The sequence below is a fragment of the Nocardioides candidus genome (assembly GCF_041321175.1).
In the GTDB taxonomy this organism is placed as follows: domain Bacteria; phylum Actinomycetota; class Actinomycetes; order Propionibacteriales; family Nocardioidaceae; genus Nocardioides.
Map to the genome: position 1 here is coordinate 395211 of NZ_JBGGWC010000002.1, position 16788 is coordinate 411998.

Below are 16788 nucleotides of genomic sequence, written 5' to 3' on the forward strand. Positions count from 1 at the left end.
CATCGAGGGATGAGTGACGTCGACGCCGCGCTCGAGACGGCGATCCTCGACCTGCTCGCGCACCGCGACGAGGGGAAGACGATCTGCGTGTCGGAGGCGGCCCGCGCCGTGCGACCCGACGACGAGTCCTGGCGCGAGCTGATGGAGCCCGCCCGGGCGGCCGCGCGCCGGCTGGTCGCAGCGGGCGAGGTGGTGATCACCCAGGGCGGCGAGGTCGTCGACCCGGGGACGGCACGCGGTCCGATCCGCGTCCGGAGGGTGGGGTCGCACGACGCCGGGTGACGCCGCGGGCGCCGCGTCACACGAGGAACGTGACGACGACCGCGACGACGCTGGCGACGAGGGCACCGATCTCGAGCCACGCCGGCTCTCGTCGTACGGCGGCGGCGAGCGCCTCCTGCTCCTCGGAGCGCAGCTCGATCCCCTGGGCCGACCGGGCGTCGGCGGCCCGGTGCTGCAACCGCACCTCGACCAGCCCACCGAAGGAGCGCTGCGAGCTGGTCTCGCCGAGCTGGTCGTCGCGCCGGGCCGCGAAACGTCCCCGGCCGACCGCGGTGCTGGTGAGCCGGCGTCCGCCCACGAGCAGGGCGAGGAACTGCCCGACGGCCACCTGCTCGATCGCCGCGAGCGGCACGCTGATCGTCGAGAGCGGGTTGCGGAGGAGCAGGACGTCGGGCCGGAGACCCACCGCCGGGCGCAGCATGGTGAGCCAGAGACCGACGGCGACCAGGGCGCAGACCGCGTAGGCGGCGGGGTGGTAGTCGCCACCCCACCCGGTGATCCCGGCGAGTGCGACGAGTGCGACGAAGGCCAGGCCGATGATGCCCATGATCCGGCCGCCCCACGTCGTCAGCCACTCGGTCTGCTCGTCGGCCATGTCGTCCTCCCGGTCGTCCTCCCCCTGCTGCTCGCAGAGTTACATCCTCGCGACCTCGCAACCTTATGCTGGGTGGATGTCAGCCATCGTCTCCCCCGGCCTCGCGGCCTACGCCGACGTGACCGCGAGCGAGGCCTCCCTGCGTCGCTTCCTCCACGGCCTGCCCGGCGTCGACCAGGTGGGCGCCGAAGCGCGCGCCGCCGGCCTCGGCACCCGCTCGATCAAGACCACGGCGAAGGCCTACGCGCTCGACCTGGCCATCACGATGGTCGACCTCACCACGCTCGAGGGGCAGGACACCCCGGGCAAGGTGCGCGCGCTGGCCAACAAGGCGCTGCGCCCCGACCCGGCCGACCCGACCTGCCCCTCCGTCGCCGCCGTCTGCGTCTACGGCGACATGGTGGGCGACGTGAAGGCGATCGTCGGTGACCGGGTCAACGTCGCGGCTGTCGCCACGGCGTTCCCCAGCGGTCGGGCCGCCCTCGACATCAAGCTGGCCGACACCCGCGACGCCGTGGAGGCGGGCGCCGACGAGATTGACATGGTCATCGACCGCGGCGCCTTCCTCGCCGGCCACTACCTGCGGGTCTTCGAGGAGATCGTCGCGGTGAAGGAGGCCTGCCGGCGCTCGGACGGCACGCACGCCCACCTGAAGGTCATCCTCGAGACCGGCGAGCTGCAGACCTACGACAACGTACGGCGCGCCTCCTGGCTCGGCATGATGGCCGGCGGCGACTTCATCAAGACCTCCACCGGCAAGGTGCAGCCCGCAGCGACCCTGCCGGTCACGCTCGTCATGCTCGAGGCGGTGCGCGACTTCCGCGAGGCGACCGGGGTGCAGATCGGCGTCAAGCCCGCCGGCGGCATCCGCACCGCCAAGGACGCGATCAAGCACCTCGTGATGGTCAACGAGGTCACCGGTCCCGACTGGCTGACGCCCGACTGGTTCCGGTTCGGGGCCTCGACCCTCCTCAACGACCTGCTGATGCAGCGCACCAAGCTCGCCACCGGCCGCTACAGCGGCCCCGACTACTTCACCTTGGACTGATCATGGCAACCTCCGCGCCCACCAGCCCGTCCTCGAACATCTTCGACTACGCGCCCGCACCCGAGTCGCGTGCGATCGTCGACATCAAGCCGTCCTACGGCCTCTTCATCGACGGCGAGTTCGTCGACGGCCACGGCTCGCCCTTCAAGTCGATCAACCCCGCGAGCGAGGAGACCCTCGCCGAGATCGCCGAGGCCGACGAGGCCGACGTCGACCTGGCCGTGCGAGCGGCCCGCCGTGCCTTCCGCGCCTGGTCGCGGATGCCCGGCCGGGAGCGGTCGAAGTACCTCTACCGGATCGCCCGGATCATCCAGGAGCGCAGCCGCGAGCTCGCCGTGCTGGAGTCGATCGACAACGGCAAGCCGATCAGGGAGGCCCGCGACGTCGACGTACCGATCATGGCGGCCCACTTCTTCTACTACGCCGGCTGGGCCGACAAGCTGGAGTACGCCGGGCTCGGCGCCAACCCGCAGCCGCTGGGCGTCGCCGCGCAGGTCATCCCGTGGAACTTCCCCCTGCTGATGCTCGCCTGGAAGATCGCGCCCGCTCTCGCCTGCGGCAACACCGTCGTGCTCAAGCCGGCGGAGACCACGCCCCTGACCGCGCTGCTCTTCGCCGAGATCTGCCAGCAGGCCGACCTGCCGCCGGGTGTCGTCAACATCGTCACCGGCGCCGGCGGCACGGGGCAGGCCCTCGTCTCCCATCCCGATGTCGACAAGGTCGCCTTCACCGGCTCGACCGACGTGGGCAAGGCGATCGCTCGCGCCATCGCAGGCAGCGACAAGAAGGCCACCCTCGAGCTCGGCGGCAAGGCCGCCAACATCGTCTTCGACGACGCCCCCATCGACCAGGCCATCGAGGGCATCGTCGGCGGCATCTTCTTCAACCAGGGCCACGTCTGCTGCGCGGGCTCCCGGCTGCTGGTGCAGGAGTCGGTCGCCGAGGAGGTCATGGAGAAGCTCAAGCGCCGGATGGGCACGCTCCGCGTGGGCGACCCGCTGGACAAGAACACCGACATCGGCGCCATCAACTCCGCCGAGCAGCTCGGCCGGATCCGTGCGCTCGCCGAGATCGGCGAGGAGGAGGGCGCGGAGCGGTGGTCGCCGCCGTGCGAGCTGCCGAGCGCGGGCTTCTGGTTCCCGCCGACCGTCTTCACCGGCGTCTCCCAGGCCCACCGGATCGCGCGCGAGGAGGTGTTCGGCCCGGTGCTGTCGGTGCTGACGTTCCGGACGCCGTCCGAGGCGCTCGAGAAGGCCAACAACACCCCCTACGGACTCTCGGCAGGCGTGTGGACCGAGAAGGGCTCCCGGATCCTCCACATGGCCAACGAGCTGCGCGCCGGCGTGGTGTGGGCCAACACGTTCAACAAGTTCGATCCGGCCAGCCCCTTCGGTGGCTACAAGGAGTCCGGCTACGGCCGCGAGGGCGGCCGCCAGGGTCTCGCCGCCTACCTCGAGCACGACACGAAGGCAGGTGCCTGATGGCGCGCATCGAGGTCCGCAAGACCTACAAGCTCTACATCGGCGGCGCGTTCCCGCGCTCGGAGTCGGGCCACTCCTACGAGGTCCAGGACAGCAAGGGGAAGTTCGTGGCCAACGCCGCACTGGCGTCGCGCAAGGACGTCCGGGACGCGGTCGTCGCCGCCCGCAAGGCGTTCGCCGGCTGGTCGGGCCGCACGGCCTACAACCGGGCGCAGATCCTCTACCGCATCGCCGAGGTGATGGAGGACCGGCGGCCGCAGTTCGTGCAGGCCGTGCAGCAGTCGGAGGGCGGCACGGCCGCCGCCGCCGGCCGCCAGGTCGACGAGGCCATCGACCGGCTGGTCTGGTACGCCGGCTGGGCCGACAAGCTGGCCCAGGTCGTCGGCAACGCCAACCCGGTCGCCGGACCGTTCTTCAACCACTCGGCTCCCGAGCCGACCGGCGTCGTGGGCGTGCTCGCCCCGCAGTCGTCGTCCCTGCTCGGCCTGGTGTCCGTGGTGGCCCCGGTCATCGTCACCGGCAACACGGCGGTCGTCGTGTCGTCGTACGGTCGACCCCTCCCCGCCGTCACCTTCGCCGAGGTGCTCGCCTCCTCCGACGTGCCGGGTGGGGTGGTCAACCTCCTCACCGGTGACGCAGCGACGCTCGGCCCCTGGCTGGCCGCGCACATGGACGTCAACGCGATCGACGTCTGCGGCGTCGCGGGCGACATCGACCTGGCGGTGACGTTGGAGGTCGCGGCCGCCGACAACCTCAAGCGCGTACGCCGGGCGCCCGGTGCCGAGCCCGACTGGACCGTCGCGCCGGCCCTGTCGACCATGACCGACTTCGTGGAGACCAAGACGGTCTGGCACCCGATCGGCGTCTGAGTCACCCGCACGCAGCGGTAGCCGAACGGCGCCACCCCACGCGGACTCGGATCGTCGAGGGCGACGTCGCGCCTAGGGCGTCGGGTCGGGCTTGTGCACCACGGTGACCGTGGCCGCGGCCGAGTCGACCTCGTGCAGGAACTGGTGGTTGTCCCACGTGCGCTGGAAGACGTCGTTGTAGAGCGTCGCACCCACCTGTCCGGCCGGGTCGATCGGGATCTTGAGGGACTTGTCGCTGTAGGGGGTCGACGCCTGCTGGAAGGCCGACTGCGCGTAGCCCAGGAGGCCGGGGAAGTCGAAGTCGCTCGAGCCCGTGGCGCACTGGGTGTAGTGCTCGTGATAGGTCTCGTGGGCGCCGGCGAAGGTCAGTACCAGCTTGCCCGGTTGCACCGGGGGCTGCTGCCCACCGGGCGGCACCTCGTAGGGGTTGATGTCCACGAAGAGGTATGCCTTCACGGTGCCGTTCACGGTCGACGTCAGGTCGGTCTCCCTCACGAAGACCGGACAGTCCGAGGTGCCCTCGTAGTCCTTCCACACGTCGGAGTACGCCAGCTGACCGGTGTCGTACTGGAGCGGCGACGTGACGGTGCTGTCGAAGAGGCCGATGTCGAGGGTCGCCTGCTGCGTGGCCCAGTGGCCCTCCACGTCCTGGGAGAACGTGCCGACCTGGTGAGCCGGGTAGTGGTAGCTGTGCGTGACGTCGAGGGCCACCTTGGCCTGGAAGTGTCCGCACGCCAGTGCCTTGCCGTAGGCGTCGGATCCCAGCGTCGGCGCTCCCAGCACGTCTGCCCATCTCGCGATCCCGAGCAGGATGATGATGTCGCTGAGGTGGTGGTCGACCGCGCAGCGCGCCCACGACTTGTCGATGGCGTTCTTGACGATCTTCGGCAACAGCGTGGCGAGGAGGTCTCCGCGGGCGCCCGGCTTGCCGCCGTTGAGCAGCGTGAAGCGCTCCCAGCGGAAGGCGTCGTCGAGGGCCGTGCTGGCGATCTTGTCGTCCGTCAGGGCCGCGTTGAGCTCCTGCACCACTTGGTGGTCGAAGTAGTCGTCGTAGAGCGACTGGACGTCCTGCAGCACGCTCGGGTCGGCACTTCCGCCGGCCAGCTCACTGAGCCGCTCGGACCGGAACAGCTCGGCGGCCTTGGCCTGGAGCTGCTCGAGGACCCGGGCCGGCGGGTGGGCGAGCAGGTACTGACGTCCTGCGGCGCTGGCGTCCAGCACCACTGGTGACGAGAAGTGCGAGATGGAGAGCACGGCGACGTCCGGTCCGGAGCTGCCGCCCTCGCTCGGCGGCAGGATCGGCGACATCGACAGGTCCGTGCCCCCGGTGTTGAAGACGGCGCCGGTCTGGCGCTGGAGGTTGCCCGAAGTGAGGCCGGGACCGGTGATGGTCAGGGTCCCGGGGTTGGCGAGCTGGAGACCCTCCGGCTCCAGCCGGACGCCCGCGAGGAACGAGGTTCCCGAAGGCAGGCCCGACACCGACGACAAGACGGTCATCGTGACGTCGACGTGGCCCTGCAGCGCGGCACCGCGGTTCTGGTCACCGAAGTCGCCCGGCAGGTGCAGGTGATAGCTCGTCGTGCCGGCCGCGTCGTAGGCGGTGAGGTCGAGGCCGAGGACGGGGCTGTACGTGCCGCTCAGGACCGTGGCGAATCCCGCGTCGTCCGTCGCTGTCACCGGCGGCGCCGGGTCCGGCGTCTGCGGGAAGACTCCCGGGCTCCCCGCCGTGACGGTGAGCCGGGCGGTCGACGTCCGGCAGTTGTTGCCCTCCTTGGACTCCGTCACCTTCTTCCCGTCGTCGGCGCACGCGATCACCCAGTAGGCCCGTGCCTTCGTCGTGGCCGGCACGGTCAGCGTCGTCGTGCCGGTGCTGTGGGCACCGGCGCCGAGACGCGCGACCTGGCGCGTCCCGATGCGATGGTCGCCCTTCGACCGCTTCTGGTCGGTCGAGAGGTAGAAGGCTGTCCTGCTCGCCCCGGCCTTGCCGGAGCCGACGTTCTTGGTCGTGTCGCTGACCCTGACCACACCACCGGCCGCGACGGAGTGCGCCTTCAGGCCCACCGTCTTGACCACCAGGTCCGGCTTGCCGGCGGCGTGCGCCGCCGGGGTCGGCCCGCCCGGGACGGTGGCCAGGACGGCCGCGAGTGCGGCGATGACGGGGACGACACGTCGGTTCATGGCAAGCGCCCTTGCAGCGAGGGGGGAGAGGCCTTCACCTGGTGTGTGCCAGGTCCTCACATCGTGATCCGGGCACCCGGCCCTGTCTCGGTATTGCGGAGATTCACAGGATCGGGTGCTGGGAGGCTGGGCGCGGACGGCGCCCGGCCCCCATTAGGCTGGGCCGATGCCCGCTCGCGTCATCGTGCTCGCCGGCCCTTCGGGAGCCGGCAAGTCGCGGCTCGGGGAGCGCCTCGCACAGCGGTTCGGGTGGCCGACGCTGCGTCTCGACGACTTCTACCGCGACGGCGACGAGGCGGGGCTGCCACGGATCTCGGAGGGCAGCAACGCGGGGCTCGTCGACTGGGACGACCCCGACAGCTGGCACCGCGACGACGCGGTCGCGGCGCTCGTCGAGCTGTGCCGCACCGGCACGACCGACGTGCCTGTGTACTCGATCTCCGAGAGCCGCCGGACCGGCGCCCAGCGGCTCGCCCTCGGCGGTGCACAGGTGTTCTGCGCCGAGGGCATCTTCGCCCCCGACGTGGTCCGGGCCTGCCGGGACGCCGGGGTGCTCGAGGCGGCCTACTGCGTCACCCAGCACCCCGCACTGACCTTCTGGCGACGACTGCACCGCGACCTCCGTGAGCACCGCAAGCCACCCCTGGTGCTGCTGCGCCGGGGGCTCGCGTTGGCGCGTGCCCAGCGTGACGTCGTACGCCGCGCGGTCGACGCCGGCTGTCGGGTCGCCTCCGGCGACCGGGCGTACGACGAGATCCTGGCCACCCACCCGCGCAACGGCCAGGACGAGCGTGGACTGGCCCGCTGACGTCGCGCCGGCGACCCTGCGGCAGCCGGACTCCGTCTCGTGCGGACCTACGGCCATGGTGGCGGCGCGGATGCTGCTCGAGCCGAGCTACCGTCCCGACGACCTCCCCGCGGAGATCGCGGCGACCCACCGGCGCCTGACCTCGACGCACAGCGCACGCGACCGGTTCCAGGTGCCGTGGCCACGCCGCCTCGGCACTCCCCCGTGGGCGGTCGCCAACACCCTCACGGACCTCGTCGGTCGCGAGCGGATCGCCGCCGTCGACGTCCGTCCCCGTCCCGGGATCGGCTTCGAGGTGCTCGCCGAGCAGGTCCGTCGCCGGCCGGTCGCCGTCTACCTCGGCAGCCGCTGGCTCCCGCGCCACGTGGTGCTGGCCTTCGACGAGGTGCGCCACGAGGACGCCGTCCGCGTGTTCGACCCTGCTCGCGGCGAGACCGTCACCGTGCCCCGTGACCGCTGGGCCTCCCACCGGGTCGAGGTCGCCGGGTGGTCGCACTTCTGGTTCGTCGTCTGAGCCGGCGGCCGTCCGGACCCTTCCCCAGGACCCGCGGCGGCACGGGGTTGTGTCGGACCCCTCGTGTTGAGTATCGAACATGAACCGGACCACCGCCCAGCTCCTCGACGACCTCGCCACCGACGTGGCCACTCGTCGACGCGCGGAGGTCGAGGAGTTCGACCACCTGATCGCGTGGGCCGATGCGAACGTGGTCGACGACCCTGCCGGTGCCGCGACCATCCGGGACTCCTACGTCGACACCGGGATCCCGATCGCGGGGCCCGGCGCACCCTTGGTCTCCGAGTTCGCCCTCGGTGAGCTGTCTGCCACCTTGGAGCGGTCGCTGGACTCCGGGCGTGACTACGTCGGGAAGGTCATCGAGTGCGGCTGGCGTCTGCCGACCATTCGTGACGCTGTGATCGCGGGGAAGGTCCCGGTCTGGAAGGCCCTGCGGGTCGCCGACCTGACCCGGGTGTTGTCCGCGGAGGCCGCAACCTATGTGGACCGCAACCTCGGCTTCGCGCTCCCGGGCTGCACCTGGGCTCAGGTCGACCGGCTCGTGGCCGAGGCGGTCGCCCGGTTTGACCCCGACACCGCTGAGGAGCGTCGTCAGGATGCTGCCGACCGGCGGCACTGCACCCTTCACCTGGACGGTGCCACCCTCGACGGGGTCGTCGACCAGACCGCGGTCCTCGACACGGCCGATGCTCTGAGCCTGGAGGAGGCCGTCGCGCGACGTGCCGAGGAGCTCCGACTCTCCGGTTGTGAGGAGCCGTTGGACGTGCGGCGTTCGATGGCGATGGGTGAGATCGCCCGCGGCGACCTCGCCCTCGACCTCCCCGTCGCAGACCCCCGGACCGGGGAGGTCACCAAGACCCTGAAGGGCAAGCGGCTCGAGCTCGTCATCCATGTCACCGCCACCGCCCTTGGTGCCGTCGGGTCGAGCAGATCGAGCAATGTGGGTCGGCTCGGCACCACCAACAAGCCGATCCTCCTCGAACAGGTCCGCCGATGGGCTGCCACCCGAGGGACCCAGGTCTTGGTGCGGCCCGTGGTCGACCTCAACGACCACCAGCCCGTCGACTCCTACGAGATCCCCGACCGACACCGCCGCACCGTCGAGCTCCGCGACGCGACCTGCCGGGCGCCGTACTGCACCCGCAAGGCCGAGGCCTGCGACCTCGACCACGCCATCCCCCACGACAAGGGCGGGCCCACCTGCCCGTCCAACCTCGTCCCCCTCTGCAGGCGCCACCACCGCGCCAAGACCTTCGACTACTGGACCTACGAGGTCATCAGACCCGGCCTCTACTACTGGCGATCGCGCAACGGCCGGAGCTTCCTGGTGGGCGACTCTGGCACCCATCCTCTCGGACCACCGGGCGGACACGACCGACATCCAGGACACGACGAATCACCCTGGGCCGACCCCGGCTTCCCCGAACACTGACCCACCCACCCGATGACCCCGCCCGCCAGCGGGGCCATCGGCATGCCCGAGCGCTGATCGGAAGGACCAGGTACGGCAACCGCCGCGCTGCACGGGTCGATGGGTGTTCGACGATCGCGGTCAACGGCCCGGACTCGGGCCCTCGCCACCTCACCCCCGGTGGTCGGCGTACCAGGGCTTGATGACGTCCATGATCAGCCGGTAGCGCTCGTCGTAGGGCAGGAAGGCCGACTTCATCGCGTTGACGCTGAGCCACTCGACCTTGTCCAGGCCCCAGCCGAACGCCTCGCAGAGCAGCTGGTGCTCTCGGGTCATCGACGTGCCGCTCATCAGCCGGTTGTCGGTGTTGACCGTGACGCGGAACCGGAGGTCGGCGAGCATCCCGATCGGGTGCTCGGCGATCGAGGGCGCAGCCCCGGTCTGGATGTTCGACGACGGGCACATCTCCAGCGGGATGCGCTTGTCGCGGACGTAGGAGGAGAGCAGGCCCAGCTTGGCGGTGCCGTCCTCGGCGACGGCGATGTCGTCGATGATGCGCACCCCGTGGCCGAGCCGGTCCGCGCCGCACCACTGCACCGCCTCCCAGATCGACGGCAGCCCGAAGGCCTCGCCGGCGTGGCAGGTGGCGTGGCCGTTCTCCTGGCGCACGTAGTCGAACGCGTCGAGGAAGCGGGTCGGCGGGAAGCCGGCCTCCGGGCCCGCGATGTCGAAGCCGGCCACGCCCTGGTCGCGATAGCGGATCGCGAGCTCGGCAATCTCCAGCGACGGCGCCGCCTGGCGCATGGCCGTGAGCAGCTGGCGCACGACGATCCGCCGTCCGCTGGCCTCGACCCCCTGGTCGAATCCCTCCTGCACCGCCGCGACCACCTGGTCGAGGCGGAGCCCGTGCTGCACGTGCAGCTCGGGCGCGTAGCGGATCTCGGCGTAGACGACCCCGTCGGCGGCGAGGTCCTCGACGCACTCACGGGCGACCCGGGTCAGCGCGTCGGGGGTCTGCATGACGCCGACGGTGTGCTCGAAGGTCTCCAGGTAGCGCACCAGCGAGCCCGAGTCGGCGGCCTCGGTGAACCACGTCCCCAGGGCTGCGGGGTCCGTCGCCGGCAGCTCGTGTCCGATCGTGGCGGCCAGCTCGACGATCGTCGCGGGCCGTAGCCCACCGTCGAGGTGGTCGTGGAGGAGCACCTTCGGCGCGGACCTCAGGTCGTCGGTGGTCGGCATGCCTGTAGGTTCCATGCCGACATTCTTCCCATCCGGTCAACCGATGGGGCCGAACGGCGGAATCAATGCGAGAAGGAGCGGGTCGATGCGGGTCTTCACGACGTTCGAGGAGCTCGAGGCGGCTGCGGGCGAGGAGCTCGGCGCCAGCGAGTGGGTCACCATCGACCAGCGTCGCGTCAACCAGTTCGCCGATGCGACCGGCGACCACCAGTGGATCCACGTCGACGTCGAGCGCGCGAAGGACGGCCCGTTCGGCGGCACGATCGCCCACGGCTACATGACGCTGGCTCTCATCCCGTGGCTCGGCAGCCAGGTCTTCAAGCTCGCCACGCCGGGGGCCAAGCTCAACTACGGCGTCAACAAGGTCCGCTTCCCCGCGCCGGTCCCCGTCGGCGCCCGCGTCCGCGCACACGTGAGCATCACGGGCGTCACCGACATCCCCAGCGGCAAGCAGCTGATCTCGAAGCACACCATCGAGATCGAGGGCCAGGACAAGCCGGCGTGCGTCGCCGAGACGGTCGTCCTCCTGCTGCCCTCCTGAGCCCCGGGGGCCGGACCCGGGTCAGCTCACCCGGTCGATGACGATCGGCCGGGCGTCGTACGACGTGCCGGGCGCAGCCACCTCGTAGCCGCCCTCGAGCGCGGCCAGTGCGCGGTCGAAGCGCTCGGGTGTGTCGGTGTGCAGGGTGAAGAGCGCCTGGCCCGCCGTGACGGTGTCGCCCGGACGGGCGTGCCACACGACCCCGGCTCCGGCCTGCACCGGGTCCTCCTTGCGCTCGCGGCCGGCACCGAGCCGCCATGCGGCGACACCGACGGCCATGGCGTCGAGGCGGGTGAGCACCCCGTCGGCGGCGGCCGTCACGACGTGCGTCTCGCGCGCCTCCGGGAGCGGAGCGTCGGGATCGCCGCCCTGGGCGCGGATCATGGCCTTCCAGGCGTCCATCGCCGAGCCGTCGGCCAGCTTGTCGGCCGGGTCGACCCCGGTCATGCCCGCCCCGTCGAGCATCTCGCGCGCCAGCGCGAGGGTCAGCTCCACGACGTCGGCCGGACCACCGCCGGCGAGCACCTCGACGGACTCGGCGACCTCGATGGCGTTGCCGGCCGTGTGGCCCAGCGGGACGTCCATGTCGGTCAGCAGCGCGACGGTGCGCACGCCCGCATCGGTGCCGAGCGCGACCATCACCTCGGCCAGCTCGCGCGCGCGGTCGACGTCCTTCATGAAGGCGCCGCTGCCGACCTTCACGTCGAGCACCAGCGCCCCGGTGCCCTCGGCGATCTTCTTGCTCATGATCGAGGAGGCGATGAGCGGGATCGCCTCGACGGTGCCGGTCACGTCGCGCAGCGCGTAGAGCTTCTTGTCGGCAGGAGCCAGGCCGTCGCCCGCGGCGCAGATGACCGCGCCGACCGACTCCAGCTGCGCCATCATGTCGTCGTTGGACAGCGCCGCCCGCCAGCCCGGGATCGACTCCAGCTTGTCGAGGGTGCCGCCGGTGTGCCCGAGACCGCGCCCGGACAGCTGGGGCACGGCGACGCCGCACGCCGCGACGAGCGGCGCGAGCGGCAGCGTGATCTTGTCGCCGACGCCGCCTGTGGAGTGCTTGTCGGCGGTCGCCCGCGAGAGCGCGGAGAAGTCCATCCGCTCCCCCGAGGCGATCATCGCCGCGGTCCAGTCGGTGATCTCGCGTCGGTCCATGCCGTTGAGCAGGATGGCCATCGCCAGCGCCGACATCTGCTCGTCGGCCACGACGCCCTTCGTGTAGGCGTCGATCACCCAGTCGATCTGGCTCGTGCTGAGGGTGCCCCGGTCGCGCTTGGTCGAGATGACCTCGACCGCGTCGTGCCCGCTCATGCGCCCTCCGCCGCAGCGAGGTCGTCGGGTCCGAAGGCGAGCGGAAGCACCTCGTCCATGGTCTTCACACCTTCCGGCGTCATGAGCTCCAACCGTGCGCCACCGGCCTCGAAGAGGATCTGCCGGCAACGTCCGCACGGCATGATCACCTCACCGGCCCCGTTGACGCACACGACGTGCGTGAGCCTGCCGCCACCCGTGGCGTGGAGCGAGGACACGAGCCCGCACTCGGCGCACAGGGTGACGCCGTACCCGGCGTTCTCGACGTTGCAGCCCACCAGCAGCCGGCCGTCGTCGGCGAGGCCGGCGGCGCCCACGTGGAAGCGGGAGTACGGCGCGTAGGCGCGCGTGGAGACCTCGGTCGCCGCCGTGCGCAGCGCCTCCCAGTCGACAGCCACGATCAGTCGCTCTTGATGTAGGGCTGGCCGTCCGCGGCGGGTGGTCGCACCCGCCCGATGAAGCCGGCGACGGCGATGATCGTGGCGAGGTAGGGCAGCGCGGAGAGCAGGTCGCCCGGCACCTTGTCGCCGAGGATGCCCAGCTGGTCCTTGAGGTTCTGCAGGAAGCCGAACAGCACGGCCGCGAAGGCCGCCCCGACCGGGTGCCAGCGGCCCATGATGACGGCGGCCAGGGCGATGAAGCCGAACCCGGCGGTCATCTCCCTGTCGAACGCGCCCGTCGTGAGCGTGAAGGACGCGCCGCCCAGGCCGGCGAAGACGCCACCGAGGAGCACCGCCTGCCAGCGGGTGCGGTCGACGTCGATGCCGACCGTGTCGGCGGCCTTCGGGTGCTCGCCCACCGAGCGCACGCGCAGCCCCCACCGCGTCTGGAAGAGCAGCAGCCAGACGAGCGGGACCGACAGGTACATCACGTAGACGAGGAGGTTCTGCCCGAACAGCGGCTCACCGATGTAGGGGATCTTGTGCAGGCCCGGGATCTCGACGGTCTCGAGCAGCTGGGGGTTGTTGAGCTTGTCCTTCTTGTCGTGCGGGATCTGGCCGAGCAGGAAGCTCGTGATGCCGTAGCCGAACGCCACCAGCACCACGCCGACCACGACCTGGTCGACGTGGTAGCGCAGCGCGAAGAAGGCGAGCAGCGCAGCGACGCCCACCCCGGCGATGATGCCGCCGAGCAGCCCGAAGACCGGGCACCAGAAGAGCGGGATGGCCGCGATGTTGGCCACCGCGAAGCTCGAGAACACCGACCCGAAGAAGGCGCCGGCGATGAACTGGCCCTCGATGGCGATGTTGACCACGCCCGCGCGCTCGCAGAGCACCCCGGCCAGCGCACCGAAGACGATCGCGGTGGCGATGCGGATCGTGCCCGGGATCGGGCTCGTGATCGCCGGCGCGAAGGCACCGGACGGGTCGGCGTAGGCCCACATCAGGAAGGCGCCGTAGAAGCCCAGCCCGACGACCACGCCCAGCAGCACGCCCCACATCCCGCGCGGGTAGCGGTTCACCAGCGCCAGCAGCAGGGCGACGACCGTGAGCGCGATGGCGATCAGGGACACCGGCGTGCCGCTGAAGACGACCGGCTGGTTCTCCAGCGTGCGCGGACCCTTGAAGAGGTGGCTGACCTGCGGGTCGTCGATCTTGAGCTTGAACCAGACCTCCGCCAGCAGCACGATGCCGAGGACCACGATCAGCTTGACCTGACGGCGCACGTCGGCGCGGTCGCGCACCTTCGGATCGGGGGCGGAGGTCGCGGCAGGGGTGGGGAGTACGTCGGTCATGCTGCCGCTCCTTCGGTGACGACGTCGGTCTTCTGCTTGGCTCGGCGGCGCCGGATGCGGCCCAGGTTGCGGATCAGGGTGGGGGCGGCCACGAACAGCACGATGAGCGCCTGGACCACCTGGATCAGCTCGGGCGGCACGCCTGCGGAGGCCTGCATGCCGAGGCCGCCCGCGGAGAGCGCGCCGAAGAGCAGGCCGGCGAGGACGGTCCCGAGCGGGGTGGCCCGGCCGAGCAGGGCCACGGTGATCGCGTCGAAGCCGACCGAGCCGACGACCTGGTCGGTGACCGACTGGTGCAGGCCGAGGACGGTCATGCAGGCCGCCATGCCGGAGAGCAGGCCGGCCAGGCCCATCACCATGATGTAGACCTTCGTCGTGCTCATGCCGGCCGTGCGGGACGCATCGGGGTTGGCGCCCACCGCGCGCAGCTCGAAGCCGAGCTTGCTCCGCTCGAGGATCCACCAGACCGCGGCCGCGGTGAGCACCGCCAGCGGGATGCCGAGGTGCAGCCCGGCGACCGTCGGGAAGGTCGCGCTGTCCATCGGCGGCGGCGTGATCAGGTTGTCGCTGTTGTGCTTCTGGAAGGCCTCCTTCGCGAGGAAGTAGAGGACCACGAAGCGCGCGACGTTGTTGAGCATGATCGTCGTGATGACCTCGTGGGCGCCCGAGGTGGCCTTGAGCCAGCCCACGAGAGCGCCCCAGAACGCGCCGGCCGCCAGGCCGGCGACCAGAGCCGCGAGCAGGTGGATGCCCGGCGGCAGGTCCCACGTGAAGCCGACGTAGCCCGCGGCGAGGGCGCCGACGAGCGCCTGCCCCTGCGCACCGATGTTGAACAGCCCGGCCCGGAAGGCGATCGCCACACCGAGGCCCGCGCAGATCAGCGGCGCGGAGCGCTCGAGCGTGCGCTGCAGGGCAGGGCCGGAGCCGACGGCTCCGCGCACCAGCGCCGAGTAGGCGTCCCAGACGGCCTCGGCGGAGTAGCGCAGGACGTCGCCGCCGTAGACGAAGAACGACCCCGGGTAGTTCACGAGGTTCTTGAAGGCGTCGATCACCTGCTCGTCGGACACGATGACGAGGAAGGCGCCGACCACCAGGGCCAGCGCGATGGCCAGCACCGTGTCGCGCACGGTGGGCAGCCAGGTGCTGACGCTGCGCCTGCCGGTGGGCTCCGGCTCCGGGATCAGCGTCTCGGGGGTCGGGGACATGGCCATCAGGCACTCACCTCCGGGGTCGCGCCCGCCATCAGCAGGCCGAGCTGCTCGCGCGGGGTGTCCGGCGGGACGGTTGCGACGATGCGGCCGTCGTACATCACGGCGATCCGGTCGGCCAGGGCGTAGATCTCGTCCAGCTCGGTCGACACGATGAGCACCGCCGTGCCGTTGTCGCGCTCGCTGATGATCCGCTTGTGGATGAACTCGATCGACCCGACGTCGACGCCGCGGGTCGGCTGGGAGGCGATCAGCACCTTGAGCGGGCGCGAGAACTCCCGGGCGATGACGACCTTCTGCTGGTTGCCACCCGAGAGCGACGCCACCGGCGTCTCGGGCGTCTCGGTGCGGATGTCGAACTCCTCGATGCGGTGGCGGGCGTTGGCCTCGATCGCGTCGAGCCTGAGCGCCGGGCCGGCCGAGAACTCCGGGGTGCGGTAGAGGTCGAGCACCAGGTTCTCGCGCACGCTGAAGGAACCGACGAACCCGTCGTGGGACCGGTCCTCCGGCACGTAGCCGATGCCGTCGGCGAGGCTCTGGCGCGGGCCGTGCCGGCTGATGTCCTTGCCCTCCAGCTCGATCCGTCCGGCGTCCGGCTTGACGAGCCCGAGCAGCGACTTGATCAGCTCGGTCTGCCCGTTGCCCTGGACGCCCGCGATGCCGAGCACCTCGCCGCCGCGGACCTCGAAGGAGACGTCCTTGACGACCAGGTGGCCGCGCGGGTCGACGACGGTGATGTTCTGCGCCCGCAGCACGGCGTCGCCGCCGATCTTGTTCTCCTTGTCCACGGCGAGCTGGACGGACCGGCCGACCATCATCTCGGCGAGCTCGGCCTCCGACGCCGTGGGCGGCGCGGTGCCGACCACCTTGCCGCGACGGATCACGGTGATGCGGTCGCCGACGGCCTTGACCTCACGCAGCTTGTGGGTGATGAAGATGATGGAGGTGCCCTGCGCCTTGAGCTCGCGCATGATGCCCATCAGCTCGTCGATCTCCTGCGGCGTGAGCACCGCCGTCGGCTCGTCGAGGATGAGGATCTTCGCCTGGCCGGCGAGGGCCTTGATGATCTCGACGCGTTGCTGCACGCCGACGGGGAGGTCCTCGACGAGTGCGTCGGGGTCGACGTGGAGCTGGTAGCGCTCGGAGAGCTCGCGCACCTGCTTGCGGGCGGCCTCCCGGTTGAGGATGCCGGCGCCACGGGTCTTCTCGTGGCCGAGCATGACGTTCTCGGCGACGGTGAAGACGGGGACGAGCATGAAGTGCTGGTGGACCATGCCGATGCCGGCCGACAGCGCGTCGCCCGGGCCCTCGAAGCCGGCGGGCTGCCCGTCGAGGAGGATCTCGCCCTCGGTCGGGGTGAGCAGTCCGTAGAGCATGTTCATCAGGGTCGACTTGCCGGCCCCGTTCTCACCGAGGAGGCAGTGGATCTCACCCGGTTCGACGACCAGATCGATCTTGTCGTTGGCCGTGAAGCTGCCGAACCGCTTGGTCAGTCCCTTGATCTCGAGTCGCATCGCGCGCCCGTCCCTCCTCGCCGTGCTTCACCGTTGAAGTGCACGACAGGCCGGGGT

General features: G+C 70.9%; 16 protein-coding genes. 8 read left to right on the forward strand and 8 right to left on the reverse strand.

From position 1 onward, the window contains the following. Positions 1–9 precede the first annotated feature (9 nt). On the forward strand, positions 10–282 hold the full coding sequence (locus ACAX67_RS11615; protein WP_370704003.1) for a DUF3253 domain-containing protein: 273 nt from the start codon (positions 10–12) through the stop codon (positions 280–282). 16 nt (positions 283–298) lie between these two features. On the opposite strand, the gene ACAX67_RS11620 is transcribed toward ACAX67_RS11615, so the two are convergent. Further along, positions 299–877, reverse strand: coding sequence for a hypothetical protein (locus ACAX67_RS11620; RefSeq protein WP_370704004.1), 579 nt, complete (start codon positions 875–877; stop codon positions 299–301). A gap of 76 nt (positions 878–953) precedes the next feature. Here ACAX67_RS11620 and deoC point away from each other — a divergent pair, with 76 nt between their 5' ends. From deoC to ACAX67_RS11635, 3 genes are read left to right on the forward strand one after another with little or no spacing between them, the layout of a single operon-like run. Beyond that, on the forward strand, positions 954–1925 hold the full coding sequence (gene deoC, locus ACAX67_RS11625) for a deoxyribose-phosphate aldolase (protein ID WP_370704005.1): 972 nt from the start codon (positions 954–956) through the stop codon (positions 1923–1925). 2 nt (positions 1926–1927) lie between these two features. Beyond that, the gene (locus tag ACAX67_RS11630; RefSeq protein WP_370704006.1) at positions 1928–3406 is read left to right on the forward strand and encodes an aldehyde dehydrogenase family protein; all 1479 of its coding nucleotides are present in this window, start codon (positions 1928–1930) and stop codon (positions 3404–3406) included. Then, entirely contained in the window at positions 3406–4275 is an 870-nt protein-coding gene (locus ACAX67_RS11635) for an aldehyde dehydrogenase family protein (RefSeq protein WP_370704007.1), read from the forward strand. Before ACAX67_RS11630 ends, ACAX67_RS11635 begins: the two co-directional genes overlap by 1 nt. A gap of 72 nt (positions 4276–4347) precedes the next feature. On the opposite strand, the gene ACAX67_RS11640 is transcribed toward ACAX67_RS11635, so the two are convergent. Then, complete coding sequence (locus ACAX67_RS11640; protein ID WP_370704008.1) at positions 4348–6453, reverse strand: CARDB domain-containing protein; 2106 nt, start codon at positions 6451–6453, stop codon at positions 4348–4350. A 166-nt stretch (positions 6454–6619) separates the two neighbouring features. Between ACAX67_RS11640 and ACAX67_RS11645 the strand changes: the two genes are divergently transcribed. From ACAX67_RS11645 to ACAX67_RS11655, 3 genes are all read left to right on the forward strand, one after another. Then, complete coding sequence (locus tag ACAX67_RS11645) at positions 6620–7261, forward strand: uridine kinase family protein (protein WP_370704009.1); 642 nt, start codon at positions 6620–6622, stop codon at positions 7259–7261. Beyond that, entirely contained in the window at positions 7245–7775 is a 531-nt protein-coding gene (locus tag ACAX67_RS11650) for a cysteine peptidase family C39 domain-containing protein (RefSeq protein WP_370704010.1), read from the forward strand. Before ACAX67_RS11645 ends, ACAX67_RS11650 begins: the two co-directional genes overlap by 17 nt. Positions 7776–7854: 79 nt before the next feature. Beyond that, positions 7855–9207, forward strand: coding sequence for an HNH endonuclease signature motif containing protein (locus tag ACAX67_RS11655; protein WP_370704011.1), 1353 nt, complete (start codon positions 7855–7857; stop codon positions 9205–9207). A gap of 150 nt (positions 9208–9357) precedes the next feature. Here ACAX67_RS11655 and ACAX67_RS11660 read toward each other — a convergent pair whose 3' ends face one another. Next, positions 9358–10425 (reverse strand): adenosine deaminase, encoded by a 1068-nt coding sequence (locus tag ACAX67_RS11660; RefSeq protein WP_370704012.1) that lies wholly within the window; start codon positions 10423–10425, stop codon positions 9358–9360. Between the two features lie 85 nt (positions 10426–10510). Between ACAX67_RS11660 and ACAX67_RS11665 the strand changes: the two genes are divergently transcribed. Then, entirely contained in the window at positions 10511–10966 is a 456-nt protein-coding gene (locus ACAX67_RS11665; protein WP_370704013.1) for a MaoC family dehydratase, read from the forward strand. 21 nt (positions 10967–10987) lie between these two features. Here the strand turns inward: ACAX67_RS11665 and ACAX67_RS11670 are convergent, their stop codons facing one another. Genes ACAX67_RS11670 through ACAX67_RS11690 form a run of 5 tightly spaced genes read right to left on the reverse strand, consistent with a single transcriptional unit; the run spans position 10988 to position 16731 of the window. Further along, positions 10988–12274, reverse strand: a complete 1287-nt coding sequence (locus tag ACAX67_RS11670) for a thymidine phosphorylase (RefSeq protein ID WP_370704014.1) — start codon at positions 12272–12274, stop codon at positions 10988–10990. After that, positions 12271–12672 carry a cytidine deaminase gene (locus tag ACAX67_RS11675; protein WP_370704015.1) on the reverse strand — a complete coding sequence of 134 codons (402 nt, stop codon included), beginning with the start codon at positions 12670–12672 and terminating at the stop codon, positions 12271–12273. The genes ACAX67_RS11670 and ACAX67_RS11675 overlap by 4 nt, the downstream gene beginning before the upstream one ends. Positions 12673–12674: 2 nt before the next feature. Beyond that, a complete protein-coding gene (locus ACAX67_RS11680; protein ID WP_370704016.1) occupies positions 12675–14009 on the reverse strand; it encodes an ABC transporter permease in 1335 nt (444 codons plus the stop codon). Further along, complete coding sequence (locus ACAX67_RS11685) at positions 14006–15220, reverse strand: ABC transporter permease (protein WP_370704017.1); 1215 nt, start codon at positions 15218–15220, stop codon at positions 14006–14008. The genes ACAX67_RS11680 and ACAX67_RS11685 overlap by 4 nt, the downstream gene beginning before the upstream one ends. Next, positions 15220–16731 (reverse strand): ABC transporter ATP-binding protein, encoded by a 1512-nt coding sequence (locus tag ACAX67_RS11690; RefSeq protein WP_370704018.1) that lies wholly within the window; start codon positions 16729–16731, stop codon positions 15220–15222. The genes ACAX67_RS11685 and ACAX67_RS11690 overlap by 1 nt, the downstream gene beginning before the upstream one ends. Positions 16732–16788: the final 57 nt, after the last annotated feature.